Below are 24,385 nucleotides of genomic sequence, written 5' to 3'. Positions count from 1 at the left end.
CGAGGACGCTCAGGGCATCGGCGCGGGGAGGGGGCGGGCGCTGTCCTCCGTCGAGGACTCAGCGGAATCAGGGTCCGCAGCGTCCTGGGGGTCCCCGGCGGACCCGGGGCGTGAGATCCGATGGCGTCGCAGGGCCGCGGCGAGGAGCAGCAGGCACAGCAGGGCCCCGCCGAGCTGCACGGCGAGCCTCACTGCGGGAGGCACCGCAGCGGCGGTGAGAGTGGGCCCGAGGTTCAGGGTGATGATCAGGCTGCCGACGAGGACGCCCAGGATGCCCGCCGGCAGACGGCCCGCCAGCCGTGCCGCGAGCGGAGCGGCGAGGACGCCTCCGATCATCAGAGCCACGACGAGCCCGACGGACACGCCGCCGAGGCCGAGCCCCAGGACGAACCCGATGCTCGCGCAGACGGTGACCACGAACTCCGCGGCGGCGACGGAACCGATCACGGTGCGCGGCGCAGTGCGCGCCGAGGTCAGCAGCGTCGACGTCACCACCGGTCCCCAGCCGCCGCCACCGGTGGAATCGACCAGCCCGCCGACCAGACCCAGGGGGACCAGCAGGCGTCCCCGCGGGCTCTCGGGATCCGGCGGGTCCATCCGCTCGCGCCGGGTGGCGAAGCGGATCACGACCAGGATGCCCAGACCGAGCAGCAGGGCGGACATCACCGGTGCTGCCGCCTCGAGCGGGAGCGAGGACAGCACGGTCGCCCCGACCAGGGCGCCGAGACCGCCGGGGACGGCGAGGCGCGCCACGATCCGGGCGTCGACGTTCCGCGCCCGCCAATGGCTCGCCCCCGAGGCGAGCGTCGTGCCCAGCTGGGCGAACTTGACCGTCGCGGCGACCACGGCCGGCGCCATACCGGTCGCGAGCAGGAGCGAGGCGGACGTCACGCCGTACCCCATCCCGAGGGCGCCGTCGATCATCTGCGCGAGGAATCCGGCGATCGCTGCGGGCACCAGCTCGGAGAGCATGTCAGCCGCCTCAGTGTCGCCCGGGGGCGTCGACCATCCCCGCGGCGAGGGTGGTCGCCTCCTGGGGGTCGATCACGATGAACGCGCCGCCCTTGCGGGAGTCGGAGTACGACTCCAGCGGCAGCGCCTGGGCGAGTTCGAGATCCACGCGGACCAGGTCGTTGAGCTCACCCTGCTCCGCCGGCACATGCTCGAGGGTCGAGATGTCCAGTCGGTCCCGGACCGAGGTGACCCGTGCCTGCACTGTGCTCGTCCCGTGCTTGACGAGCACCCGCGCGCCCGGGCGCAGCGGGCCCTCGGACAGCCAGCAGAGCACGGCGGAGAAGGTCCGGCGGGGAGTGGGGACGTCACCGGCGGCGAGCAGATCACCACGGGAGACGTCGAGCTCCTCGCTCAGGCGCACCGTGACGGACAGGCCCGCCTCGGCGCGCTGCACGCTGGAGCGGTCCAGGTCGATCCCGGCCACGGTGGTGGCACGGCCGGACCCGGCGACGACCACCCGGTCTCCCACCTCGACCGCTCCGGCGGTGATCAGGCCCGCGTAGCCGCGGTAGTCGACGTGCGCCGCGTCCTGCGCTCCGTGTTGAGGGCGGATCACCAGCTGGACCGGCATCCGGAAGGCGTCGTGACGGAGGTCCCGGGCAGCGGGCAGGGACTCCAGCAGGGCCAGCAGGGTGGGCCCGGTGTACCAGGGGGTGGACTCGGAGGCGTGGACGACGTTGTCGCCGCGCAGCGCCGAGAGCGGGACCACGGGCGGGACGTCCAGCGGAAGCGCCCCGGCCACGTCGGCCACCTGGGAGGCCACCTGCTCGTGGACCTGCTGGGGATCCTCGACCAGATCGATCTTGTTCAGGGCCATGACCACGTGGGGGACCCGCAGCAGCGCCGCCACCGCGAGATGGCGGCGGGTCTGCTCGACCACGCCGTTGCGGGCGTCCACCAGCACCACGACCACGTCGGCCGTCGAGGCCCCGGTGACGGTGTTGCGGGTGTACTGGACGTGACCGGGGGTGTCGGCCAGGACGTAGGACCGGTCGGCGGTCGCGAAGTAGCGGTAGGCGACGTCGATCGTGATGCCCTGCTCGCGCTCGGCGCGCAGGCCGTCGGTCAGCAGGGCGAGGTCCGCCAGCTCGCCGGTCCAGCCGCGGCGCCGGCTCGCGTCCTCGACCGCCGCCAGCTGATCGGCCAGCACGGACTTCGTGTCGTGGAGCAGTCGACCGATCAGGGTCGATTTGCCGTCGTCCACGCTGCCGGCGGTCGCCAGGCGCAGGAGGGTCGGGGTCGGGATCGCCGTGGTCGGGGCCGTGGCCGGGGCGACGGTGCTCGTCGTCGTGGTGCTCATCAGAAGTAGCCCTCCTTCTTGCGGTCCTCCATGGCGGCCTCGGAGAGGCGGTCGTCGGCGCGGGTGGCGCCGCGCTCGGTGATCGTGGTCGCCGCGACCTCGGCGATCACCGCCTCGACATCCCCGGCGGTGGAGGCCACGGCTCCGGTGCAGGACATATCGCCGACGGTCCGGTAGCGGACGGTGCGCACGCTCGGCTCCTCGCCGTCGCGCAGCTCCGCCCAGTCCCCGGGGGACAGGAGCATCCCGTCGCGCTCGAGGACCGACCGCTCGTGGGCGTAGTACAGCGACGGCAGGGCGATGTCCTCGCGGGCGATGTAGCGCCACACGTCGAGCTCGGTCCAGTTCGACAGCGGGAAGACGCGCACATGCTCCCCGGGACGCCGGCGGGTGTTGTAGAGGTGCCACAGCTCGGGACGCTGGTTCTTGGGATCCCAGTGGCCGAACGAGTTGCGGAGGCTGACGATGCGCTCCTTGGCGCGGGCCTTGTCCTCGTCGCGCCGGCCCCCGCCGAAGACGGCGTCGAAGCGATGCTCCTCGATCGCGTCGAGCAGGGGAAGGGTCTGCAGGGGATTGCGGGTGCCGTCGCTGCGCTCGCGCAGCCGGCCGTCGTCGAGGTAGTCCTGCACCGAGGCGACATGGAGCTGGACCCCGTAGTGCTCCACGGCGGCGTCCCGGAACGCCAGGACCTCCGGGAAGTTGTGCCCGGTGTCCACGTGGAGCACCGGGAAGGGGACCGGGGCCGGCCAGAGCGCCTTCGCCGCGAGGTGCAGCATGACCACGGAGTCCTTGCCCCCGGAGAACAGCATCACAGGGCGCTCGAGCTCGCCGACCACCTCACGGATGATGTGGAGCGCCTCGCTCTCGAGCATGTCGAGCAGATCAGGCGGGTCTGCGGGCGGAGGGGTGGTCGCCGCGACGGCGGGCCGCGGGTCCGGGATCAGGGTCGTCATCGTGTCTCCTGGGCGGTGTCGACGGTGAGGAGGGACAGAGGGGTGACGGCTGACGGGGTGTCCGTGGAGGCATCGTCGTCGGCCGGTGCGTCGCCGGAGGGGTGCAGGCCGCACTCGGTCTTGGCGGAATTCGCCCAGCGCCCGGCGCGCGGGTCCTCGCCGGGCGCGACGGCGCGCGTGCAGGGTGCGCAGCCGATGCTCGGGAACCCCTGCTCGAGCAAGGGGTTCTCGGGCAGGCCGTGGTCGTGGGAATAGCCCATGAGCTGTCCGAAGGACCACGTGACCAGCGGGTTGATCTTCACCAGGTCGAAGGACTCGTCATAGGTGATCAGGGGAGTGTGCGCGCGGGTGGGGCCTTCCTCCCGCCGCACTCCGGTGACCCAGGCGTCGTAGCCGGACAGGGCCCTGCGCAGCGGGTCCACCTTCCGCAGCGCGCAGCAGGCGGCGGGGTCGCGGTCGTGGAGCCGGGGGCCGAGCGAGGAGTCCTGCTCGGCCACCGTGGCCAGGGGGAGCACGTCGACCACCGTGACGTCGAGCTCGCGGGCCACACGATCGCGGGTCTCGAGCGTCTCGGGGAAGTGGTAGCCGGTCTCGAGGAACAGCACGTCGACGCCCGGGAGGTGCTGGGCGACGACGTGGGGCAGCACGGCATCGGCCATGCTGCAGGCCACGGCGAGGTCGCGCCCGAAGGTCTGCGCCGCCCAGGCGCTGACGGCCTCGGCGAGCTGACCGGGGCCGAGCTCGTCCTCGAGCGCCGAGAAGTGCTGCGAGGCCTCCTCGACGAGGGCGCGCAGGCGGGCGGTGCGCTCCACCCGGTCGGGCGTGGTGGTCGTCGTGCTCTCCGTCGTGCTCATCGCAGCTCCTCGTCCTCGGCACGGTGCGCCCACACGGCGAAGGACTCGCCGGGGGCTCGGGATCCGACGAAGCGTCGGACGACGCGTTCGACGTAGTCGGGGAGGTCGCGGGCGGCGACCTTGTGCTGGCGCAGGGTGCGGCCCAGCTGTGGCTGCTCGAGGCCTGCGGCGGCGAGCGATCCTCCGAGGTGCACCTGGAACCCGGGCAGCTGCTCGCCCTCCGCGGTGGTGATGATCTGTCCCTTCAGGCCGATGTCCGCGGTCTGGATCCGGGCGCAGGAGTTCGGGCACCCGTTCACATGCAGGCTGATCGACTCCTCCAGCTGCGGCGTGAGGTCGCTCAGCCGCTCCTCCAGGACGGAGATGGTGCGGGCGGCGGTGTCCTTGGTGTCGACGATCGCCAGCTTGCAGAACTCGAGCCCGGTGCAGGCCATGGTCGATCGGCGGAAGGGGCTGGGACGGGTGCTGAGGCCGAGCTCCTCGAGACCGGCCTGCAGGTCCTCGACCCGGTCGGTGGGGACGCCGAGCACCACGAGGCTCTGGAAGGGGGTCAGCCGCACGGACTCGGCGCCGACGGCCTCGACGAGGTCCGCGAGCGCGGTCAGCAGTCCGCCTCCGACCCGTCCCACCGTGGTGGTCGCCCCGACGTAGGACCGTCCGTCCTTCTGGAGGTGGACGCCCACATGATCGGCCGGACCGGTGGGGGCGCCCGGGGCGGGCCCGTCGGCCAGGGGATGCCCGAGGTACTCCGTCTCGAGCACCTCGCGGAACTTCTCGGGGCCCCAGGCGGCGAGAAGGAACTTCAGCCGGGCCTTGTTCCGTAGCCGGCGGTAGCCGTAGTCGCGGAAGATCCGGACCACCCCGTGCCAGACATCGCTCGCCTCCTCCTCGCGGACGAAGGCGCCCAGCCGTTCGGCCAGGCGGGGCGTGGTCGACAGGGCTCCGCCCACCCACAGGTCGTAGCCCGGACCGTGCTCGGGGTGGACGACGCCCACGAGGGAGATGTCGTTGATCTCGTGGACCACGTCCTGGCTCGGGTGGCCGGTGATGGCGGTCTTGAACTTGCGAGGAAGGTTGGCCAGCTCGGGGTCGCCGAGATAGCGGCGCTTGATCTCGGCGATCACCGGGGAAGGGTCGATGATCTCGTCGGCCGCGATCCCCGCCACCGGGCTGCCGAGGAAGCCGCGCGGGGTGTCGCCGCAGGCCGTCGTGGTCTCGAGGCCGACAGCGGCCAGGCGGCGCCAGATCTCGGGGACGTCCTCGATCCCGATCCAGTGGTACTGGATGTTCTGCCGGTCGGTCACGTCCGCCGAGCCGCGCGCGAAGTCGGCGGAGATGCCGCCGAGCACGCGGAGCGCCTTCGGGTCGAGGGCGGCGCCGTCGGTGCGGACGCGCATCATGAAGTAGCGGTCCTCGAGCTCATGGGGTTCGAGCTGCGCGGTGCGCCCTCCGTCGATGCCGGGCTTGCGCTGCGTGTACAGGCCCCACCAGCGGAAGCGACCGTGGAGATCGCCGTCCGGTATCGAGTCGAACCCGCCGGGGGCGTAGATCTGCTCGATGCGCTCGCGGACGTTGAGGCCGTTGTCGGCGGCCTTGAGCTCCTCGTTCGCGTTGAGCGGGGTGGTGCCGTCCACCTTCCACTGGCCCTGCGGCTTCCCCGAGCGCGAGGGACGAGCCCGCGGGGGAGCGGCCGGTGCGCGGGACGCTCCCTCGGCGGTCCCGGTGGATTCTGCGACCTCGGCGGTCTCGACGATCTCGATACGCGACATAGGGCGAGCATGCATGCTTATGGCGCTCATTACAATTCCTTGGGCCTGATGTGACGCCCCGTGACAGGACGGATCTCCGGGCCGCCCTCGCCGGTGGACGGATCGTCTCGCGATCCGGACGGGTGGCCTGCATCCCATCGGAGGCCCTAGTGTGTGGGGCATGCAGACGATTCTTCTCGTAGTTACCGAGCGCGGCTGACCCCGTTCGTTTCCTCGAGACGTCAACCGCGCCCCTCCCTAGCCCCAGGCGGAGGGGCTTTTTCGTGTCCCGGTCCCCGGGAGCGGAGCAACCGGGGAGGGACCGTGGCCCGCCTGCAGCAGTTCACCGCCTTGCCCACCGTCCGAGACGACGAAGGAGTTCCGATGAACGGACAGCAGATGACCGGCGCTCAGGCGCTGGTCGAGTCCCTCAAGCACGCCGGGGCCGAGGTCGTCTTCGGCCTTCCCGGCGGTTGCATCCTGCCCACCTATGACCCCCTGATGGATGCCGAGGACATTCGGCACATCCTGGTGCGCCATGAGCAGGGCGCGGGACACGCCGCGAGCGGCTACGCCCACGCCACCGGCAAGGTCGGCGTGTGCCTCGCCACCTCCGGTCCCGGTGCCACCAACCTCATCACCGCGATCGCCGACGCCCAGATGGACTCCATCCCGTTGGTCGCGATCACCGGTCAGGTCGGCTCCCAGTTCATCGGCACCGACGCCTTCCAGGAGGCGGACATCGTCGGCATGACGATGCCGGTGACCAAGCACAACTTCCTGGTCTCGGACGCCGACGAGATCCCCAAGGTCATCAAGCAGGCCTTCCACATCGCCTCGACCGGCCGCCCGGGCGCCGTCCTCGTGGACGTCACGAAGGACGCCCAGCAGGGGATGATGCAGTTCGTCTGGCCCGAGGGGCTGGACCTGCCCGGCTACCGTCCGGACCCGCGCCCGCACAGCAAGCAGATCCGCGAGGCGATCTCCCTCCTGCTGGAGGCCAAGCGCCCCGTGTTCCTGCTCGGCGGCGGCGTGCTGCGCGGCCGGGCGAGCCAGGAGGTCGGCGAGCTCATCGATCTCTCCGGGGCACCCTTCGTGACCACTCTCATGGCGCGCGGTGCGCTGCCCGATTCGCACCCCAGCCATCTCGGGATGCCGGGCATGCACGGCACCGTCTCGGCGGTCTCCGCGCTGCAGCGCTCGGACCTCATCGTGAACATCGGCGCACGGTTCGACGACCGCGTGACCGGTGTCCTGGAGTCCTTCGCGCCCAGCGCGAAGGTGGTCCACGCGGACATCGATCCCGCGGAGATCTCCAAAAACCGCGATGCGGACGTCCCGATCGTTGGTCAGGCCGCCGACGTGGCCCGCGCCCTGACCGCCGAGCTGCGCGAGCGTCTCTCCGTCGAGGACCCCCGCGACTACCAGGCCTGGTGGAGCACGCTCACGATGCTCCGCGAGAACTACCCCCTGGGGTGGACCGAGACCGAGGACGGCTTCACGGCCCCGCAGAAGGTCATCTCCCGGATCGGCGCCATCTCCGGCCCCGAGTCGATCTTCGTGGCAGGCGTGGGCCAGCACCAGATGTGGTCCAGCCAGTTCATCCAGTACGAGGAGCCCTGCAGCTGGATCAACTCCGGCGGCCTCGGCACGATGGGCTACTCGGTGCCCGCGGCGATGGGCGCCAAGGTGGGCCGGCCCGACAAGGTGGTGTGGTCCATCGACGGTGACGGCTGCTTCCAGATGACGAACCAGGAGCTCGCCACCTGCGTCATCAACGACATCCCGATCAAGGTCGCGATCATCAACAACTCCAGCCTCGGCATGGTGCGCCAGTGGCAGAACCTGTTCTACGACAAGCGCTACTCCAACACCGACCTCAACACGGGGCACGGCACCCGGCGCGTCCCCGACTTCGTCAAGCTCGCCGACGCCTACGGCGCGGTCGGCCTGCGCTGCGAGCGGGACGAGGACATCGACGCCACCATCGCGCAGGCGATGGAGATCAACGACCGGCCCGTGATCGTCGACTTCACCGTGAGCGCCGACGCGATGGTGTGGCCGATGGTGCCCTCGGGCGTCTCCAACGACGAGATCCAGATCGCGCAGGGCATGAGCCCCGAGTGGGAGAGGGACATCTGATCATGAGCACGAACTTCACGAACCAGACCACGGCATCGCCCGCGGCGCCCGCATCGACCACGGCGGGCTACGTCATGACGCCCGACAGCCAGACCCTCTCGGTCCTCGTCGAGAACAAGCCCGGCGTGCTCACCCGCGTCTCCGCACTGTTCTCGCGCCGCGGGTACAACATCTCCTCCCTCGCGGTCGGACCGACCGAGCACCCCGAGATCTCCCGGATCACCGTGGTGGTCGACGTGGATCAGCGTCGGCTCGAGCAGATCACCAAGCAGCTCAACAAGCTGGTGAACGTCCTCAAGATCGTCCAGCTCGACGCGCGGCAGACCGTCCAGCGCGAGCTCATCCTCATCAAGGTGACGGCCGACAACGCCACGCGCACCTCGGTGCTGGAGATCGTCCAGATGTTCCGCGCGAAGGTGGTCGATGCGGCCGCCGACTCGGTGACCATCGAGGCCACCGGCACCCAGGACAAGCTCAGCGCGCTGCTGGGCATGCTCGAGTCCTTCGGGGTGCGCGAGATCGTCAAGTCCGGGGCCGTCGCGATCGGACGCGGCGGGCGAGCGATCACCGATCGCAGCCTGCTGAGCTGATCCTCGCCGTCCAGGGCACCCAACGGTGTCCCGAATGCGGAGACGGCCTCTCACAACGTAAGACAACCGGCGATAGGATCGTCCCGTCGCCCGGTGCGTCAGCAAGCAACCGGCACACCGCACACCTACACGAAGGAGCACATCGTGGCTGAGATCTACTACGACGACAACGCCGACCTGTCCATCATCCAGGGCAAGAAGGTCGCCATCATCGGCTTCGGCTCCCAGGGCCACGCCCACGCGCTGAACCTGCGCGACAGCGGCGTCGAGGTCCGCGTGGGCCTCCGTGAGGGCTCGACCTCCCGCGCCAAGGCCGAGGAGCAGGGCCTGGGCACCGGCACCGTCGCCGAGGTCTCCGAGTGGGCCGATCTGATCATGATCCTCACCCCGGACCAGGATCAGCGGAAGGTCTACAGCGAGTCCATCCAGCCGAACCTCACCGAGGGCAAGGCGCTCGCCTTCGCGCACGGCTTCAACATCCGCTTCGGCTACATCGAGGTCCCCGAGGGCGTGGACGTGCTCCTCATCGCCCCGAAGGCCCCGGGTCACACCGTGCGCCGCGAGTACGTCGCCGGCCGCGGCATCCCCGACATCGTCGCCGTCGAGCAGGACGCCACCGGTGGTGCCTGGGATCTCGCGCTGTCCTATGCCAAGGGCATCGGCGGCACCCGCGCCGGCGTCATCAAGACGACCTTCACCGAGGAGACCGAGACGGATCTCTTCGGCGAGCAGGCAGTGCTCTGCGGCGGCATGAGCCACCTCGTGCAGGCGGGCTTCGAGACCCTCGCCGAGGCCGGCTACCAGCCCGAGATCGCCTACTTCGAGGTGCTCCACGAGCTCAAGCTGATCGTCGACCTCATGCACGAGGGCGGCATCGCCAAGCAGCGCTGGTCGATCTCCGACACCGCCGAGTACGGCGACTACGTCTCGGGCCCGCGCGTCGTCACCGGCGAGACCAAGAAGGCCATGAAGGACATCCTGTCCGACATCCAGGACGGCACCTTCGCCCAGCGGTTCATCGACGACCAGGACAAGGGCGCGCCCGAGTTCACGGAGCTCCGCGAGACCGAGGCGAAGCACCAGATCGAGACCGTCGGCCGGGACCTGCGCAAGATGTTCTCCTGGAGCGCTCAGGCGATCGACACGGATTACGTCGAGGGCAGCGCCGCGCGCTGATCCACCCTTCCTCACCGCGACGGCGGGCGCACCCTTCGAGGGTGCGCCCGCCGTCGGCGTGCGGGGGCTGCGCGGCCCGAGGGCTCAACGGTCCTTGCTGCGGGGCAGGGCGAGCGCGATCAGCACCATCGACAGCGCGATGATCCCGCAGCTCCACGCCAGGGAGGCCAGGACGGGTGCCTCGCCGACACCGGTCAGCAAGGCGCGGATGGCCTCCACCAACGGGCCCATCGGCTGGTGGGTCGCGATGGGCTGCAGCCAGCTCGGCATGGTCCCGATCGGCACGAAGGCGCTGGAGAGATAGGGAAGGAACAGCAGGATGAACCCATAGCCGTTGGCCGCCTCCACGCTCCCCGAGGCCAGGCCGATGCACGCGAACAAGGCGGTGATGGCGAGGATCCACACCGCCACGAGTCCCAGGGCGGCGAACCACTCCAGAACGGTGGCGGAGGGGCGGAACCCGATCGCGAGAGCCACGAGGATCACGATCATCGTCGCCACGAGGTTCCGCAGGACGCTGGCGACGACATGGCCTGCCAGCACCGTCGCGGAGATGATCGGCAGGGTCCGGAATCGGCGCATGGCGCCGAGGGTGATGTCCCGGTTCACGGAGATGGCCACCGAGGCTGCGCCGAAACCGGCGCAGGTGAGGATCACGCCGGGCACGACGAAATCCACGTAGCCGTCGGCGATGATCGCGCCGCCGAAGACATAGGTGAACAGCAGCAGCATCATCACCGGCAGGGCGACGGCCATGAGCATCCCCTCGCCGTCGCGGAGGCTGTGGCGCAGGCTGCGGCCGATGAAGACGCCGCTGGAGCGCCACGGCCCCACACCGTGTGCGGAGCTGGGTCGGCTGGGAGCGAGAGAGGTCATGGTGCCACCTCCTGGTGGGTCTGGGTCAGGGCGATGAAGGCGTCGTCCAGGCTGGGGGAGCGCAGAGCGACGTGCAGTTCCTCCTCGTGCGCGTGCAGAGAGGACAGGGCGCGGGCCAGGGAGGCAGCGGTGCCGTCGGTGTCGATCCCGCGCACCTCGATCCCCTCGGAATCGAGCAGTGACAGTCTCTGACCGCCCACGGCGGCGATGAGCTCCTCAGCGGTGCCGTCGGCGACCAGCCGTCCGGCCCGCAGGACGGCGATGCGGTCAGCGAGGGACTCTGCCTCGTCCAGCGTCTGGGTGGTGAGGAAGACCGTCGTTCCCGTCGCGGCCAGGGCTCGGACGTCGTCCCAGACCCGGTTCCTGCTCACAGGGTCGAGCCCGGTGGTGGGCTCGTCGAGGAAGAGCACGGCGGGCCGGGTGAGGAGGGAGGCGGCGAGATCGAGTCGCCGCCGCATGCCGCCGGAGTATGTGGCGACCGGTCGACGCCCCGCGGGTGCGAGGTCGAACTGCTCGAGCAGAGCCTCGGCGCGCCGCGACGCGCCCCGGCCCAGTCCCAGCAGCCTCCCGAGCATCACGAGGTTCTCGCGGCCCGTGAGGAGGTCGTCCAGGGTGGTCTCCTGTCCGGTGGCGGCGAAGAGCCGGCGTGCTTCGCGCGGTGAGGCCAGGATGTCGACGCCCCCGATGCGGGCGCACCCGGAGTCCGGCCGCACCAGGGTGGTGAGGATCGAGACCAGTGTGGTCTTCCCGGCGCCGTTGGGACCGAGCAGGGCGAACACCCCGCCGTCGATCGTGAGGTCGAGGTGGTCCAGGACGGGCTCCCGGTATGACTTGGAGAGTCCGGAGATCTCGAGGGTGCCGTTCATGGGCGTTCCATTCCGTTCGTCGGGGACTCGATGCGCGTGCTTCTGTATGCACAATAAACAGTATGCATTGCACGCAGTGGGTCGGCAAGGGCGCTTCGGAAGGAACTGTGTGTGGCGTACGCTGTCGGGGTGTACGGCGGCGCGGCTCGAGGGGGTGCGTGTCAGGAGTGACCAGGAGGTGGCGCGTGACGCGGCGGCAGCAGTGTCAGGGTGACGAGGGCGTCTCCAGGCTGGTGGCCATGGCGTGGGGTGTCGCGGCCGCTCCGCAGCGCGGCCCCAAGCGGGAGTTGAGTCACGAGCGGATCGTGGACGCCGCGATCGAGATCGCGGACAGCGAGGGTCTGACTGCAGTGACCATGCAGCGAGTGGCGCGAGTCTTCGACTTCACGACCATGGCGCTGTACCGGTACGTCTCCTCGAAGGACGACCTGCACGTTCTGATGCTCGATGCAGCCATCGGCGACAAGGGGTGGGTGATCGACGACGAGGACTGGCGCGCCGGGCTCGAGCAGTGGACGCGCACGATCATGGAGGCCTATCGGCGTCATCCCTGGGCGCTCGACATCCCCCTGGCGAGTGAGACCATGCTCATGCCGGGCCAGGTGCGCGCGGTCGATGCCGGGATGCGCGCCATGCGCACGCTCCCGGGCACCGCGGAGGACAAGCTGGGCGTGCTGATGCTGCTGGCGGTCAATGCGCGCGGCTTCGCGTCGATGAGTCGCGAGATGAACGTGGAGCAGGAGGGCGGCGGCGAGGCTGCCCAGCAGCTGCTTCGCGAGATCGTCGCCGAGGGACACTTCCCGGATGCCCGGGACCTCATCGACTCCGGAGCCTATTTCGAGGACCCGGCGACGGGATCGGACTCGACCGGTGGAGACGACGATGTGGAGGTCGCGCTCTCGCTGCTTATGCCCGGTATAGAGCGGGCCTTCGAAGGGGGCGAGGGCGCGAGTGCGCCGTCCCCGCCGACGGAGCCCGCAGGCCCGGCGGCCGCAGCCCTCGTGGAGGCCGAGAACGAACTGGTGTCGATCATCGCGCTGCGTCAGGCCACGCAGCGCCGCGCACAGGAGCTCGAGAAGCGCGAAGGGTGCCTTCGAGCAAAGAGGGATCGGGCGAAGGTGCTCGCGAAGGAGGCGGCGAAGAGAGCGGCGAAGGAGTGAATGGCGTCACCGCGCGCGGGGGCCGTGCCACCCGGGGGTGTCGACGGACGACTGCGGACCACGACGTCCTGTCTCGAATCTTGGCTAGTGTGACCGTATGGCGGACACCGCCGTATTCTTTCTGTGGCCTCGGAGACAGCTTCTCCGAGTGCCGCCACCCGACCCGGAGGTACATCCCGTGACGCGTCCCGTCGTGCTCTTCGCCGAAGAACTCTCGCCCGCAACTATCGAGGTCTTCGGCAATGACGCCGATGTCCGCCACGTCGACGGCACTGATCGTGCCGCTCTGCTCTCCGCCGTCGCCGAGGCCGACGCGATCCTGGTGCGCTCCGCGACCCAGGTCGACGCCGAGGTCTTCGCCGCCTCGAAGACCCTGAAGGTCGTCGCCCGCGCGGGCGTGGGCCTGGACAACGTCGACGTGCCGTCCGCCACCGCAGCCGGTGTGATGGTCATCAACGCCCCCACCTCGAACATCACCTCGGCGGCCGAGCTCGCGGTGACGCTGATCCTGGCCTCGCTGCGGAACCTCGCACGGGCCGATGCGTCGGTGAAGGCTGCCCGCTGGGAGCGCAAGCAGCTCACCGGCGTCGAACTGCTCGGCAAGACCGTCGGCGTCGTCGGCTTCGGCCGCATCGGCCAGCTGGTGGCCGAGCGCCTGCGCCCCTTCGGCGTGAACCTCCTGGCCTACGACCCCTACGTGAACCACGCCCGCGCCGCCGAGCTCGGTGCCCGCGTGGTCGAGCTCGACGAGCTCATGCGTGAGGCCGACATCGTCACCGTGCACATGCCCAAGACCCCGGAGACCACGGGCCTGATCGGTGCCGAGCAGTTCGCGCTCGCCAAGCCGAACCTGCACATCGTCAACGCCGCCCGCGGCGGCCTGATCGACGAGGACGCGCTGTACGAGGCGCTCAGCAGCGGGCAGATCGCCGGTGCCGGCCTGGACGTCTACACCTCCGAGCCCCCTGCGACGTCGGACACCGCGAAGCGCCTGCTCGAGCTCGACAACATCACCCTGACCCCCCACCTCGGCGCCTCCACCGCGGAGGCCCAGGAGAAGGCGGGCATCGCCGTGGCCCGTTCCGTGCGCCTCGCGCTGGCCGGTGAGCTCGTGCCGGATGCCGTGAACGTCGCCGGCGGGGCGATCGACGACCTGGTGCGCCCCGGCGTCGCCCTCGCCGACCGCCTCGGCCAGCTGTTCACCGCCCTCGCCGGCGAGATGCCCGAGCTGCTCGACATCGAGGTCCATGGCGAGATCGGATCGCGCGATGTCACCGCGCTCAAGCTCTCCGCCCTGCGCGGACTCTTCCGCAGCGTGGTCACCGAGCAGGTCAGCTACGTCAACGCCCCGGTCCTCGCCGAGGAGCGCGGCATCACCGTGCAGCTGGTGACCGATGAGTCCGCCGAGCGCTTCCGCAATGTCGTCACCCTGCGCGGCACGCTGCGCAGCGGCGAGGTCGTCTCCGTCTCCGGCACCCTCAGCGGCGTCGACCAGGAGCACAAGCTCACCGAGGTCGCCGGCCACGCGCTGGAAGTCCCGCTGAGCGACCACCTGCTGATCATCCGTTACCAGGACGGCCCGGGACTCATCGGCCAGTACGGCGTCCGTCTGGGCGAGGCCGGCGTGAACATCGCCGGGATGCAGGTCTCCCGTGCCGGTAACGAGCGCGGCGCCGAGGCCCTCGTGGTCCTGGACCTCGACGAGTCCGTCGACCGCGACTTCGCCGAGGAGCTCGGCGCGAGCATCGGCGCGCACTCGATCCACGCCGTCGACCTCGTCTACTGACCCCCGTCGCCACTGAACGCAGAACCGGAGCATCGTCATGAGCACCACCAGCGCACCCGCCTCGTCGTCCGTCCTCAAGCTCGCCGTCATCGAAGGTGACGGCATCGGCAAGGAGGTCGTCCCCCAGGGCCTGCGCGCCCTGCGGGCGGCGCTCGAACCCGCCGGTGTCACCGTCGAGACCACGGACTTCGATCTCGGGGCGGGCCGCTGGCACCGCACGGGGGAGACCCTGACCGACGAGGACATGGAGCGCCTCGCCGAGCACGACGCCATCCTGCTCGGCGCCGTGGGCGACCCCGATGTGCCCTCCGGCGTGCTCGAGCGCGGACTGCTCCTGAAGCTGCGCTTCGGCTTCGACCACTACGTCAACCTGCGCCCCACCAAGCTGCTGCCCGGGGTGGCCTCGCCGCTCAAGGATCCCGGCGACATGGACTTCCTCGTGGTCCGTGAGGGCACCGAGGGCCCGTACGTGGGCAACGGAGGCTCGATGCGCACGGGGACCCCGCTGGAGGTCGCGACGGAGGTCTCGCTGAACACCGCCGTCGGCGTCGAGCGCGTGGTCCGCTATGCCTTCGAGCAGGCCGAGGCACGCCGGAAGAAGCTCACCCTCGTGCACAAGCACAACGTGCTGGTCCATGCCGGGCACCTGTGGCGCCGGATCGTCGAGGAGGTCGGGGCGGAGCATCCCGACGTCGCCGTCGACTATGCGCATGTGGATGCCGCGATGATCTACCTCGCGACCGATCCGGGCCGCTTCGACGTGATCGTCACTGACAACCTCTTCGGGGACATCGTCACGGACCTGGCTGCCGCCGTGGGCGGCGGCATCGGGCTCGCCGCGAGCGGCAACCTGAACCCGACCGGCGCCTACCCCTCCATGTTCGAGCCCGTCCATGGCTCCGCACCGGACATCGCCGGGCAGGATCTGGCGGACCCCACGGCCACCGTGCTCTCGGTCGCCCTGCTCCTGGACCACCTCGGCCACGTCGAGCCCGCCGCGGCCGTGCGCGCCGCCGTCGAGACGGACCTCGCGTCCCGCTCGGAGTCCGAGGAGCTCGCCCACCGGGGCACCACGGAGATCGGCGACGCCCTGGTCGCCGCGATCTCCGGTCGCTGACACACTGGCCCTGACCCCATCTGCTCGGAGGAGAACCTCATGACCGCGCTCGTCTTCACCCAGACCGATCGGACTCGCCGCGTCGGCGACGAGGAGCGCGCCCGGATTCTCGCCGAGCCCGGTTTCGGCCAGTACTACACCGACTTCATGGCGCATGCGACATGGCGCCTGGACGAAGGCTGGGGCGGCGCGGAGGTCATCCCCTTCGGTCCGCTGACGATGTCGCCCGCCTCCGCGGTGCTGCACTACGGGCAGGAGATCTTCGAAGGCCTCAAGGCGTTCCGGCACGCCGACGGCTCGGTGTGGACCTTCCGTCCCGAGCGCAATGCCGAGCGTCTGCAGCGCTCCGCACGTCGTCTGGCCCTGCCCGAGCTGCCGGTCGAGGATTTCCTGGCCTCCCTCCGGGCCGCCGTCGCGGCGGACGAGCACTGGGTGCCCGAGGCGACCAGCGAGGAGTCGCTGTACCTGCGCCCGTTCATGTTCGCGAGTGAGGAGTTCCTCGGTGTGCGGGCCTCCCACGTGGTCGAGTACTACATGATCTCCTCCCCGGCCGGCCCGTACTTCCCGCGCGGCGTGCAGCCGCTGGTCGTGTGGATCACGGACGAGTACGCCCGGGCGGGAGCTGGCGGCACCGGCGCGGCCAAGTGCGGCGGCAACTACGCCTCCTCGCTGCTCGGCAAGGACGAGGCGGCCCAGCACGGGGCCGACGAGGTGCTCTTCCTGGACTCCGAGACCCACACCAGCATCGACGAGCTCTCCGGCATGAACGTCTTCGCGATCACGACGGACGGCCGCATCCTCACGCCGGCGCTGACGGGCTCGATCCTCGAGGGCGTCACCCGGGAGTCGATCCTGCAGCTGGCGCGTGATCGAGGGCTCGAGCCTGTCGAGCAGCGTCTGGTGATGAGCGACCTGCTCGAGCAGGTCACCTCCGGGGAGATCACCGAGATGTTCGCCTGCGGAACGGCCGCGGTCATCAACCCGATCGGCGAGTTCCGCGCCCACGGCGGCACCTGGACCGTGGCCGACGGCGGCTCCGGCCAGACCACGCTCGCCCTCCGACAGGAGCTGACCGACATCCAGTACGGACGGATCCCGGACCGTCACAGCTGGCTCACCCGACTTGTCTGAGGCCACGATGAGCACACTGCGCACCGCGCCGGATCAGGCGGTCCAGCCGATCCCCGCGTTCCACGTCTACGACACCACGCTGCGAGACGGCTCCCAGCAGGAGGGCCTGACGCTCTCGGTGGCCGACAAGCTGGCGGTCGCCCGGCTGCTCGACGAGCTCGGGGTGACCTATATCGAGGGCGGCTGGCCCGGTGCGGTCCCGCGGGACACCGAGTTCTTCGCCCGCGCAGCGAGCGAGCTCACGCTGAGCACGGCGCGGCTGGCGGCTTTCGGCGCGACCCGCAAGGCAGGCGTCGCGGTGGCCGGGGACGCCCAGGTCGCCGCCCTCGTCGACTCCGGGGCGCCCACGATCACCTTGGTCGCGAAGTCCGACCTGCGGCACGTCCTCGGCGCCCTGCGGACCACGGGCGAGGAGAACCTCGCCATGGTGCGGGACACCGTCGGCCACCTGGTGGGGCTCGGACGCGAGGTCTTCGTCGACGCGGAGCACTTCTTCGACGGCTTCCTCGACGATGCGGAGTACTCGACCTCCGTGGTCGTGTCCGCCTACGAGGCCGGTGCCGAGGTGGTCGTGCTGTGCGACACCAACGGAGGGATGCTCCCGCACCAGGTCACCGAGATCATCGAGGACCTGCGTGGTCGTCTCGCCGACGCCGGGCAGGCGGAGGCACGGCTGGGCGTGCACACCCACAACGACTCCGGCTGCGCGGTGGCGAACGCCCTGACCTCCGTACGGGCCGGCATCACCCATATCCAGGGCTGCGTGAACGGCTACGGCGAACGCACCGGCAACGCCGACCTGCTCACCCTGGTCGCGGACCTCCAGCTGAAGATGGGGATGGAGCTGATCCCGGAGGACGTCTTCGCCGAGACCACGCGCATCGCCCACGCGATCGGCGAGATCGTGAACATGCCGGTCACTCCGCGCGCGCCCTACGTCGGCGCGAGCGCCTTCGCTCACAAGGCCGGTCTGCACGCGAGCGCGATCCGGGTGAACCCCGACCTCTATCAGCACATCGATCCGCGCGAGGTCGGCAACGACATGCGCATGATCATCTCCGACATGGCCGGCCGGTCCTCGATCGAGCTCAAGGGCCGTGAGCTCGGCTTCGATCTCACCGGCGATCCGGATCTCCTGTCGCGCCTGGCCACGACCGTGAAGCAGCGCGAGGCGGTGGGCTACTCCTATGAGGCGGCCGATGCCTCCTTCGAGCTGCTGCTGCTGGATCAGCTCGGCCAGGCACCCTCCTACGTGCAGGTCGAGTCCTGGAGGGCGACCTCCCAGCAGGGACGCGATGGCACCCTCGAGACCGAGGCGACCGTGAAGCTCGTGGACGCGATCCACGGGGAGGGGGAGCGGAAGGTCGCGATCGCCGAGGGCAACGGCCCGGTCAACGCGCTCGACCTCGCGCTGCGAGCGGCGCTGCGGGAGCGGTTCCCGATGGTGGACGAGTTCGAGCTGCAGGACTTCAAGGTCCGCATCCTCGACTCCCACCACGGGACCGACGCGACCACCCGTGTGCTCGTGCGCACGGCGGGCAGAGGCCTGGAGTTCCAGACCGTGGGCGTCGGCCCGAACATCATCGAGGCCACCTGGGAGGCGGTCTTCGACGCCTACATGTACGGGCTCTACAAATCGGGCATCTGATCCGCCGATACATCTCGTCGGCCACGGCACGACGGGCTAGCCTGAGGCCATGACGACCTACGTGCTCACAGCCATCGGAGACGACCGCCCCGGCCTCGTCGCCGCCCTTGCCGCCGCCGTGGACGAGAACGGCGGGAACTGGGTCGACAGCCAGCTGGCGCTCCTCGCCGGGAAGTTCGCCGGCATCGTCCAGGTAGACGTTCCCGAGGGGAACGTCGGGGCCTTCCTCGAGGCGCTCCCGGTCCTGGCGGAAGAGGTCGGCCTGGAGGTCGAGGCGAACGTCGCGGGCGCTGGCGCCGGGTCGCCGACAGGGGAGTCCCTGCGGCTGCACCTGCTCGGTCAGGACCGCACCGGGATGGTCCGGGAGGTCACTTCGGCTCTCACCTCACAGGGGGCGACGATCGACGGCCTGCGCAGCTGGACCCGCGAGGCGCCCGAGGGCGGCGGCATGCTCTTCGAGGCGGAGGCCGAGGTGCGCCTCGCCGCCGGCGCGGACGACGACGGGATCCGCGAGGCGCTCGAGCAGATCGCCGCAGAGCTCATGGTGGACCTGGAGCTCGACGCGACCGACTGACCGGACGGGCCGGCGTGGCGGACTGCCGCAGTCCGGGCTCCGCCGTGCTGCCCGAACAGGCCTACCGGATGGTCGACGACGTCACGACCGCGTGACCTCCGGGGAGGGCGAGCGGGTTTGATAGGTTCCCGCGCATGCAACGCATCCTTCTGGTCCGACATGGTGACGCCGCCGGTGATGACTCCGCCGATCCTGCCCTGAGCGCTACGGGCCAAGCACAGATGACCGCTCTCGCCGAGCGTCTGCGGGCGGAGCCGATGCAGTCCCTCCTGCACGGTCCACGCCGTCGTGCCCGGCAGAGCGCCGAGATCCTCGGCGAGGCGGTCGGCCTCGACCCGGAGCCGACGGAGCTACTCGAGGACCTCACCCCGCATCCGTCGCCTGAGCACTGGGACGACTACTCGCGCGGCCGCTGGGACTGGCTGCACGAGACGCCTGTCGAGGAGCGGGACGAGGACGCGGTGTCGCTGGACGCGGCATGGGCCCGTCTGACCAAGCGGGCAGAGTCCGGGGCGCATGAGCAGTCCAAGACGCTGATCTGCGTGACGCATGCCTTCGTCATCGGCTCCTTCGTGCGCAACGTGCTCGGCGCGCCGGCCGATGCCTGGCTCCGCCTCCCGGTCGCGAATGCGGGCCTGACGGACCTGCGACGTCGCCCGAGCGGCGAGTGGGCGGTGCACTCTATGAGCGACGTCGGTCATCTTGTCGGCCTGGCCGGAACGAGCTCATGACGGTGCGCAGATCTCAGGACCCTTCCGCTCAGGAGCACGATGAGAACGCCTCCTCGGCGGCGGAGCATTGGACCCCGAAGCGGCGCGAGGCAGCGATCCCGGCCAGTCGGGAGCGCGCTCTTCCCACCGAGTCTTCGACCGCTGAAGAGGACGTCGAGGACGACCTGGGCAGCGGGTCCTCGGGGTCCGGGACACGCGGGGGCAGATGCGGGGACGGGGTCGCAGGTCAGGCTCTCGACCGGTGCACCCAGAAGTGACCGTGCGGTCATCTGATTTTCCAGAATGGCTGTGTGAAGGGAGTCACAGCGTCTAGGGTGGCGCCGCGGCCTCCGCGAGGCCGCCCGTTTCCCCTCCGAAAGGACCCCACGGTGTTCCATCCCCAGGACCTCCATGACTCCCCTCCCATCCTCTCCGCGCACCTCGGACTCTGCGCTCGCACGGCAGGAGGGATCGCCTTCACGGCGGCGCTGCTGCTGGGCGGCGCCGGCGTCGCCGCGGCCGATCCACTCGGCGACGACTCTCTGGAGTCCACGAACCTCACGGAGTCCAAGCAGGACGACGCCGTCGGCTACTGGACCGCCGACCGGATGGAAGCCGCGACTCCCGCGGACGAACTGGTCGAAGGGAGCGACGTCCCGGACGGCCAGGTCGAATCCTCTGGGACCGTCACCATCCCCTCAGTCGAGGGAGGTGCGCGCCCTGACGCGGCTCCGCAGGAGCAAACCGCCGCTGCAGAGGGCGAGCAGACCACCGCGGCCGTGGGAACCGACCACGTCGGCAAGGTGTTCTTCACCGTCGGAGGGCAGGACTACGTGTGCTCGGGCAACTCCGTCGCCTCCGCGAACGGCTCGACGGTCTCCACGGCCGGGCACTGCGTGAACGACGCGGGGACCTGGGCGAGCAACTGGGTCTTCGCACCCGGCTACGACCACGGCGAGACCCCGTATGGCCTGTGGAGCGCCTCGGACCTCTTCTCCACCGACCAGTGGGTCTCCAGCGAGGACATGAACTACGACATCGCGTTCGCCGTCGTGGAGCCGGAGAGCGGGACCGCCGTCCTCAGCGACATGGTGGGCGGATCCGGGCTGGAGTTCAACACGGCGCGCGGGGCCCTGTACACGTCCTTCGGCTACCCGGCCGCCACGCCGTTCGACGGTGAATCCCTCGAGCAGTGTCAGGGCACGGGGTCCGATGACACCCTCGGAGGCACGGACGATCAGGCCATCGACTGCGATATGACCGGTGGCTCCTCCGGCGGCCCCTGGTTCGCGGGCGACGGGCCCTCGGGTCCGCAGATCTCGGTGAACAGCTTCGGGTACACCTCGCAGCCCGGCGTCATGTACGGCCCGTACCTCGGTGATGTGGCGGAGCAGGTCTATCAGGAGGCAGCGGCCTCCTGATCCGGCCTCCGCACGGGATCATCCCGTCCGCTGCTGTACACCAGCGGCCAGCACGAGGCCGGCGTCCGAGAGGGCACCGGCCTCGCGCAGGTCTCGACGTCGCGCACGGCGAGTGACTGTGGCCGGCGTCTGGAGCCGACGGCCCGTTACGAGCGGCGTGAGAAGGACGAGGACTGTTGTGAATCGTGGCACACACGTACTATGTGCTGTATCGGCATCTCCGCCGCTTCCTCTCAGCCCTCCGAAAGGTCGTCATCGTGCGCCACGTTCAGGACGTCCACGCCAAGACTTCTTCAGCAGTCTCCTGGAAGTCACGGTGCTTCCGGATGGTCGGTGGAGCCGCTCTGGCTGGAGCCCTCACCGTTGCAGGCATCGGTCTCTCCTCCGCCCTCGTGACGAGCTCGCAGGGCATCCAGGGGAACCCCCAGGCGATCCAGGGGAACCCGCAGTTCTCCCTGCTGATCCAGGGCAACCCGCAGGCGATCCAGGGCAACCCGCAGGCCATTCAGGGCAACCCGCAGGCGATCCAGGGGAACCCGCAGGCCCTCTGAGCGCGACGTCACCCATGACGGGGCCGGTACTCGACGAGTACCGGCCCCGTCGTCGTTCGTGGTCTCCTGCGCGCAGCCCGCCCTGCCTTGGCCGAGAGTGTCGGCAGAACGGGGGCGGCTGCGTAGAGCCGTGCACCGGAAGTGCTCAGCGGTCAGCGATGTCGCCGACGTGGGTGATCGCGAGCACCGGCTCCCCGGCCTCGTCAGTGGCTTCAAGATCGAGCTCCGCCTCGATCGCCCAGTCGTGGTTGCGGTCGGGGTCGTCGAGCACCTGACGGATCCGCCAGAGCTTCGACTCCTCGGTGATCTGCAGAAGCTGCGGTGAGCGGGCCGCCCCATCGATGCCCACGTGATCGTAGGTGTCGTAGTAGGCATCCATGGCCTCGGCCCAGCGCGGGCGATCCCAGCCCTCCTCGCCGTCGAGCTCGCCGAGCCGCTGCTCCCGTTCGAAAGCGAAATGCTCGACCCGCTGCCACATGGCAGCACGGATCATCGTGCGCAGCACCTTGGTCTGGGACGAGAGGCCCCTCGGCGAGGTGGGACGCAGCTCGCTGGCGGCGTCCGCGTCGGCGTCCTCCGGATGCGAGAGCGCCTCCCACTCGTCCAGCAGGGACGAATCGATGCCGCGCACGAGCACCCCGAGCCATTCGATGAGGTCCTCGAGCTCCTCCGTGCGGAGGTCCTGGGGGAGGGTGCGGCGCATCGCCTGGTAGGCATCGGAGAGATAGCGCAGCACGATGCCCTCGGAGCGCTGCAGGCCGTAGCGCTGGACGAACTCGCTGAACGTCTGGCCGGTCTCGTGGATCTCGCGCACCACGGATTTGGGGGAGAGCTCATCGGGTCGCACCCAGGGGCGGGTCCTCGCGTAGATCTCCAAGGCCGCCTCGAGATCCTCCTCGAGCGGCTTCGGCCAGGTGACCTCGTCCAGCTGGGCCATCCGCTCGGTGTACTCCACACCGTCGGCCTTCAGCTCCGCGAGCAGCTCGCCCTTGGCGGCGTTCTGCTGCGCCAGCAGGATCTGACGGGGATCCTCGAGAATCGCCTCGATGATCGAGACGGTGTCCATCGTCAAGGAAACGGAGTCTTCGTCGAGCGTGTCGATCATCGCGATCGCGAACGGGGCCAGGGGCTGGTTCATGGTGAAGTCCAGCTGGAGGTCCTCGACCAGGGCGATGCGTCGGCCCAGATGATCGGGTTCGTCGAGCACCTCGATGATCTCGGCATCGCGCAGCCCGCGGAACAGTTCGACAGCGTCCTTGACCAGCTTCAGCTGCTGCGACCGGGTCTGATGACTGGTCATGATCAGGTGACGGCCCGAGGCGATCGCGTCGCCGGGCCGGGAGATGAGCGCGAGCACCATGCCGGCCGTGATCTTCAGATGAGGTCGCAGCGGCTCCGGGGCGTTCTCGACCAGCTTCGTCATATTCGACTCGGACCACGAGATCGCACCCTCGGGGATCCGAGGCTTGGGTTCCTTCTTGCGCTTCTTCGCGTTGTTGGAGACCTTTCCGGCCTCCTCGCGGGCGCGCACCTTGGCGCGCTCCCGCTCGAACTCGATGGTCCAGGTGGGCGCCTGCACGACGACATGGCCGATGGTGTCGTAACCGGCGCGGCCGGCCCGCCCGGCGATCTGGTGGAACTCGCGGGCGTTGAGCAGGCGCATGCGCTTGCCGTCGAACTTCGCCAGCCCCGTCAGCAGCACCGTGCGGATCGGGACGTTGATGCCGACGCCGAGCGTGTCGGTGCCGCAGATGATCTTCAGCAGACCGGACTGGGCGAGCTTCTCGACCAGGCGTCGGTACTTCGGGAGCATGCCGGCGTGATGGACGCCGATGCCCTCGCGCACCAGCTTGGACAGGATCTGCCCGAAGCCCTTCGAGAAGCGGAAATCGCCGATGATCTCCCGGATCTGCTGCTTCTCGTCCGGTGAGAGCACCTTCTCTCCGAGGAGGGCCTGCGCCTGTTCGAGGGCATCCTTCTGCGTGAAGTGGACGATGTAGACGGGGGCGTCGCGGTCCTGGAGGATCGTGGCGATGGTGTCCGGCAGCGGTTCGAGCGACCACCGGAAGTCCAGCGGCACCGGCCGCGGGGCGTCGTCGATGACGGTGACATCACGGTCGGTGCGCTCCTCGAGATCCTCGCTGAAGCGGGAGACGTCGCCGAGCGTCGCGCTCATCAGCACGAACTGGCAGTCGGGGAGCTCCACCAGGGGCACCTGCCAGGCCCAGCCGCGCTGGGGATCCCCGTAGTAGTGGAACTCGTCCATCACGGCGAGGCCGACGTCGCTGCCCGGGCCGTCGCGCAGGGCGTGATTGGCGAAGATCTCGGCGGTGCAGACGATGATCGGCGCATCGTGGTTCACGCTGGAATCGCCCGTCATCATACCCACGTTGTCCGCGCCGAACTGCGCCACGAGATCGAAGAACTTCTCGCTGACCAGCGCCTTGATCGGAGCTGTGTAGTACGAGCGCTCCCCGCGGGCCATCGCGGCGAAGAGCGCCGCGTAGGCGATCGTGGTCTTGCCCGAGCCGGTCGGGGTCGCGGCGATCACGTGGTCCCCGGCGGCGATGGCCAGCAGCGCCTCCTCCTGGTGCGGATACAGCGTGCGCCCCACGGACTCCTGGGCATCCATGAACCCGTCGACGATCGCGTCCTGTCCGGCAGTGGAGCGGGTCTCGGGCAGGAACGACGTCAGGATCGGCATGGCCCCAGTCTGCCAGGGTGCCCGGACCGTACCGAACTCCCCGCGCAGGGCACCGATCATGCGA

20 protein-coding genes are annotated in these 24,385 nt (G+C 69.8%); 12 read left to right on the top strand and 8 right to left on the bottom strand.

The window, feature by feature from the left end:
- Positions 1 to 9 precede the first annotated feature (9 nt).
- From INT49_RS01955 to INT49_RS01935, 5 genes are read right to left on the bottom strand one after another with little or no spacing between them, the layout of a single operon-like run.
- On the bottom strand, positions 10 to 972 hold the full coding sequence (locus INT49_RS01955; RefSeq protein WP_193116036.1) for a sulfite exporter TauE/SafE family protein: 963 nt from the start codon (positions 970 to 972) through the stop codon (positions 10 to 12).
- 10 nt (positions 973 to 982) lie between these two features.
- The gene (locus tag INT49_RS01950; protein ID WP_193116035.1) at positions 983 to 2,314 is read right to left on the bottom strand and encodes a sulfate adenylyltransferase subunit 1; all 1,332 of its coding nucleotides are present in this window, start codon (positions 2,312 to 2,314) and stop codon (positions 983 to 985) included.
- On the bottom strand, positions 2,314 to 3,267 hold the full coding sequence (gene cysD, locus INT49_RS01945; RefSeq protein WP_193116034.1) for a sulfate adenylyltransferase subunit CysD: 954 nt from the start codon (positions 3,265 to 3,267) through the stop codon (positions 2,314 to 2,316). Before cysD ends, INT49_RS01950 begins: the two co-directional genes overlap by 1 nt.
- Entirely contained in the window at positions 3,264 to 4,121 is an 858-nt protein-coding gene (locus INT49_RS01940) for a phosphoadenylyl-sulfate reductase (protein WP_193116033.1), read from the bottom strand. The genes cysD and INT49_RS01940 overlap by 4 nt, the downstream gene beginning before the upstream one ends.
- The gene (locus tag INT49_RS01935; RefSeq protein ID WP_193116032.1) at positions 4,118 to 5,890 is read right to left on the bottom strand and encodes a nitrite/sulfite reductase; all 1,773 of its coding nucleotides are present in this window, start codon (positions 5,888 to 5,890) and stop codon (positions 4,118 to 4,120) included. Before INT49_RS01935 ends, INT49_RS01940 begins: the two co-directional genes overlap by 4 nt.
- A gap of 363 nt (positions 5,891 to 6,253) precedes the next feature.
- Between INT49_RS01935 and INT49_RS01930 the strand changes: the two genes are divergently transcribed.
- From INT49_RS01930 to ilvC, 3 genes are all read left to right on the top strand, one after another.
- On the top strand, positions 6,254 to 8,011 hold the full coding sequence (locus INT49_RS01930) for an acetolactate synthase large subunit (protein ID WP_193116031.1): 1,758 nt from the start codon (positions 6,254 to 6,256) through the stop codon (positions 8,009 to 8,011).
- A 74-nt stretch (positions 8,012 to 8,085) separates the two neighbouring features.
- Positions 8,086 to 8,601, top strand: coding sequence for an acetolactate synthase small subunit (ilvN, locus tag INT49_RS01925; protein WP_193116135.1), 516 nt, complete (start codon positions 8,086 to 8,088; stop codon positions 8,599 to 8,601).
- 144 nt (positions 8,602 to 8,745) lie between these two features.
- The gene (ilvC, locus tag INT49_RS01920; RefSeq protein ID WP_193116030.1) at positions 8,746 to 9,777 is read left to right on the top strand and encodes a ketol-acid reductoisomerase; all 1,032 of its coding nucleotides are present in this window, start codon (positions 8,746 to 8,748) and stop codon (positions 9,775 to 9,777) included.
- A gap of 84 nt (positions 9,778 to 9,861) precedes the next feature.
- Here ilvC and INT49_RS01915 read toward each other — a convergent pair whose 3' ends face one another.
- Together INT49_RS01915 and INT49_RS01910 are read right to left on the bottom strand one after the other, a co-directional pair.
- On the bottom strand, positions 9,862 to 10,653 hold the full coding sequence (locus tag INT49_RS01915; protein ID WP_193116029.1) for an ABC transporter permease: 792 nt from the start codon (positions 10,651 to 10,653) through the stop codon (positions 9,862 to 9,864).
- On the bottom strand, positions 10,650 to 11,519 hold the full coding sequence (locus tag INT49_RS01910) for an ABC transporter ATP-binding protein (protein WP_193116028.1): 870 nt from the start codon (positions 11,517 to 11,519) through the stop codon (positions 10,650 to 10,652). The genes INT49_RS01915 and INT49_RS01910 overlap by 4 nt, the downstream gene beginning before the upstream one ends.
- Positions 11,520 to 11,704: 185 nt before the next feature.
- Between INT49_RS01910 and INT49_RS01905 the strand changes: the two genes are divergently transcribed.
- The 9 genes from INT49_RS01905 (at position 11,705) to INT49_RS01865 (ending at position 21,617) form a co-directional block, all read left to right on the top strand.
- Entirely contained in the window at positions 11,705 to 12,679 is a 975-nt protein-coding gene (locus tag INT49_RS01905; RefSeq protein WP_193116027.1) for a TetR/AcrR family transcriptional regulator, read from the top strand.
- 178 nt (positions 12,680 to 12,857) lie between these two features.
- On the top strand, positions 12,858 to 14,465 hold the full coding sequence (serA, locus tag INT49_RS01900) for a phosphoglycerate dehydrogenase (protein ID WP_193116026.1): 1,608 nt from the start codon (positions 12,858 to 12,860) through the stop codon (positions 14,463 to 14,465).
- Positions 14,466 to 14,502: 37 nt separating this feature from the next.
- Positions 14,503 to 15,582, top strand: coding sequence for a 3-isopropylmalate dehydrogenase (locus INT49_RS01895; RefSeq protein WP_193116025.1), 1,080 nt, complete (start codon positions 14,503 to 14,505; stop codon positions 15,580 to 15,582).
- 39 nt (positions 15,583 to 15,621) lie between these two features.
- Positions 15,622 to 16,713 carry a branched-chain amino acid aminotransferase gene (locus tag INT49_RS01890; RefSeq protein ID WP_193116024.1) on the top strand — a complete coding sequence of 364 codons (1,092 nt, stop codon included), beginning with the start codon at positions 15,622 to 15,624 and terminating at the stop codon, positions 16,711 to 16,713.
- A 7-nt stretch (positions 16,714 to 16,720) separates the two neighbouring features.
- Positions 16,721 to 18,361, top strand: a complete 1,641-nt coding sequence (gene cimA / locus INT49_RS01885) for a citramalate synthase (RefSeq protein WP_193116023.1) — start codon at positions 16,721 to 16,723, stop codon at positions 18,359 to 18,361.
- Between the two features lie 49 nt (positions 18,362 to 18,410).
- The gene (locus INT49_RS01880) at positions 18,411 to 18,935 is read left to right on the top strand and encodes a glycine cleavage system protein R (RefSeq protein WP_193116022.1); all 525 of its coding nucleotides are present in this window, start codon (positions 18,411 to 18,413) and stop codon (positions 18,933 to 18,935) included.
- Positions 18,936 to 19,069: 134 nt separating this feature from the next.
- Positions 19,070 to 19,666: a histidine phosphatase family protein gene (locus INT49_RS01875; RefSeq protein ID WP_193116021.1), complete on the top strand. Its 597-nt coding sequence runs from the start codon at positions 19,070 to 19,072 to the stop codon at positions 19,664 to 19,666.
- A gap of 368 nt (positions 19,667 to 20,034) precedes the next feature.
- On the top strand, positions 20,035 to 21,066 hold the full coding sequence (locus INT49_RS01870; RefSeq protein WP_319021469.1) for a trypsin-like serine peptidase: 1,032 nt from the start codon (positions 20,035 to 20,037) through the stop codon (positions 21,064 to 21,066).
- Between the two features lie 185 nt (positions 21,067 to 21,251).
- Entirely contained in the window at positions 21,252 to 21,617 is a 366-nt protein-coding gene (locus INT49_RS01865) for a hypothetical protein (protein WP_193116020.1), read from the top strand.
- Between the two features lie 145 nt (positions 21,618 to 21,762).
- Here the strand turns inward: INT49_RS01865 and INT49_RS01860 are convergent, their stop codons facing one another.
- Positions 21,763 to 24,321: a DEAD/DEAH box helicase gene (locus INT49_RS01860; RefSeq protein WP_193116019.1), complete on the bottom strand. Its 2,559-nt coding sequence runs from the start codon at positions 24,319 to 24,321 to the stop codon at positions 21,763 to 21,765.
- Positions 24,322 to 24,385 lie beyond the last annotated feature (64 nt).

The sequence above is a fragment of the Brachybacterium tyrofermentans genome (genome assembly GCF_014897585.1).
In the GTDB taxonomy this organism is placed as follows: Bacteria; Actinomycetota; Actinomycetes; order Actinomycetales; family Dermabacteraceae; genus Brachybacterium; species Brachybacterium tyrofermentans.
This window is presented reverse-complemented; position numbering and strand designations above follow the sequence as displayed.

Bases quoted from the DNA above. Each gene is read 5' to 3' on its own strand.
- INT49_RS01955 (WP_193116036.1), bottom strand. From the start codon at position 972: ATGCTCTCCGAGCTGGTGCCCGCAGCGATCGCCGGATTCCTCGCGCAG.
- INT49_RS01950 (WP_193116035.1), bottom strand. From the start codon at position 2,314: ATGAGCACCACGACGACGAGCACCGTCGCCCCGGCCACGGCCCCGACC.
- cysD (WP_193116034.1), bottom strand. From the start codon at position 3,267: ATGACGACCCTGATCCCGGACCCGCGGCCCGCCGTCGCGGCGACCACC.
- INT49_RS01940 (WP_193116033.1), bottom strand. From the start codon at position 4,121: ATGAGCACGACGGAGAGCACGACGACCACCACGCCCGACCGGGTGGAG.
- INT49_RS01935 (WP_193116032.1), bottom strand. From the start codon at position 5,890: ATGTCGCGTATCGAGATCGTCGAGACCGCCGAGGTCGCAGAATCCACC.
- INT49_RS01930 (WP_193116031.1), top strand. From the start codon at position 6,254: ATGAACGGACAGCAGATGACCGGCGCTCAGGCGCTGGTCGAGTCCCTC.
- ilvN (WP_193116135.1), top strand. From the start codon at position 8,086: ATGACGCCCGACAGCCAGACCCTCTCGGTCCTCGTCGAGAACAAGCCC.
- INT49_RS01915 (WP_193116029.1), bottom strand. From the start codon at position 10,653: ATGACCTCTCTCGCTCCCAGCCGACCCAGCTCCGCACACGGTGTGGGG.
- INT49_RS01910 (WP_193116028.1), bottom strand. From the start codon at position 11,519: ATGAACGGCACCCTCGAGATCTCCGGACTCTCCAAGTCATACCGGGAG.
- INT49_RS01895 (WP_193116025.1), top strand. From the start codon at position 14,503: ATGAGCACCACCAGCGCACCCGCCTCGTCGTCCGTCCTCAAGCTCGCC.
- INT49_RS01890 (WP_193116024.1), top strand. From the start codon at position 15,622: ATGACCGCGCTCGTCTTCACCCAGACCGATCGGACTCGCCGCGTCGGC.
- cimA (WP_193116023.1), top strand. From the start codon at position 16,721: ATGAGCACACTGCGCACCGCGCCGGATCAGGCGGTCCAGCCGATCCCC.
- INT49_RS01880 (WP_193116022.1), top strand. From the start codon at position 18,411: ATGACGACCTACGTGCTCACAGCCATCGGAGACGACCGCCCCGGCCTC.
- INT49_RS01875 (WP_193116021.1), top strand. From the start codon at position 19,070: ATGCAACGCATCCTTCTGGTCCGACATGGTGACGCCGCCGGTGATGAC.
- INT49_RS01860 (WP_193116019.1), bottom strand. From the start codon at position 24,321: ATGCCGATCCTGACGTCGTTCCTGCCCGAGACCCGCTCCACTGCCGGA.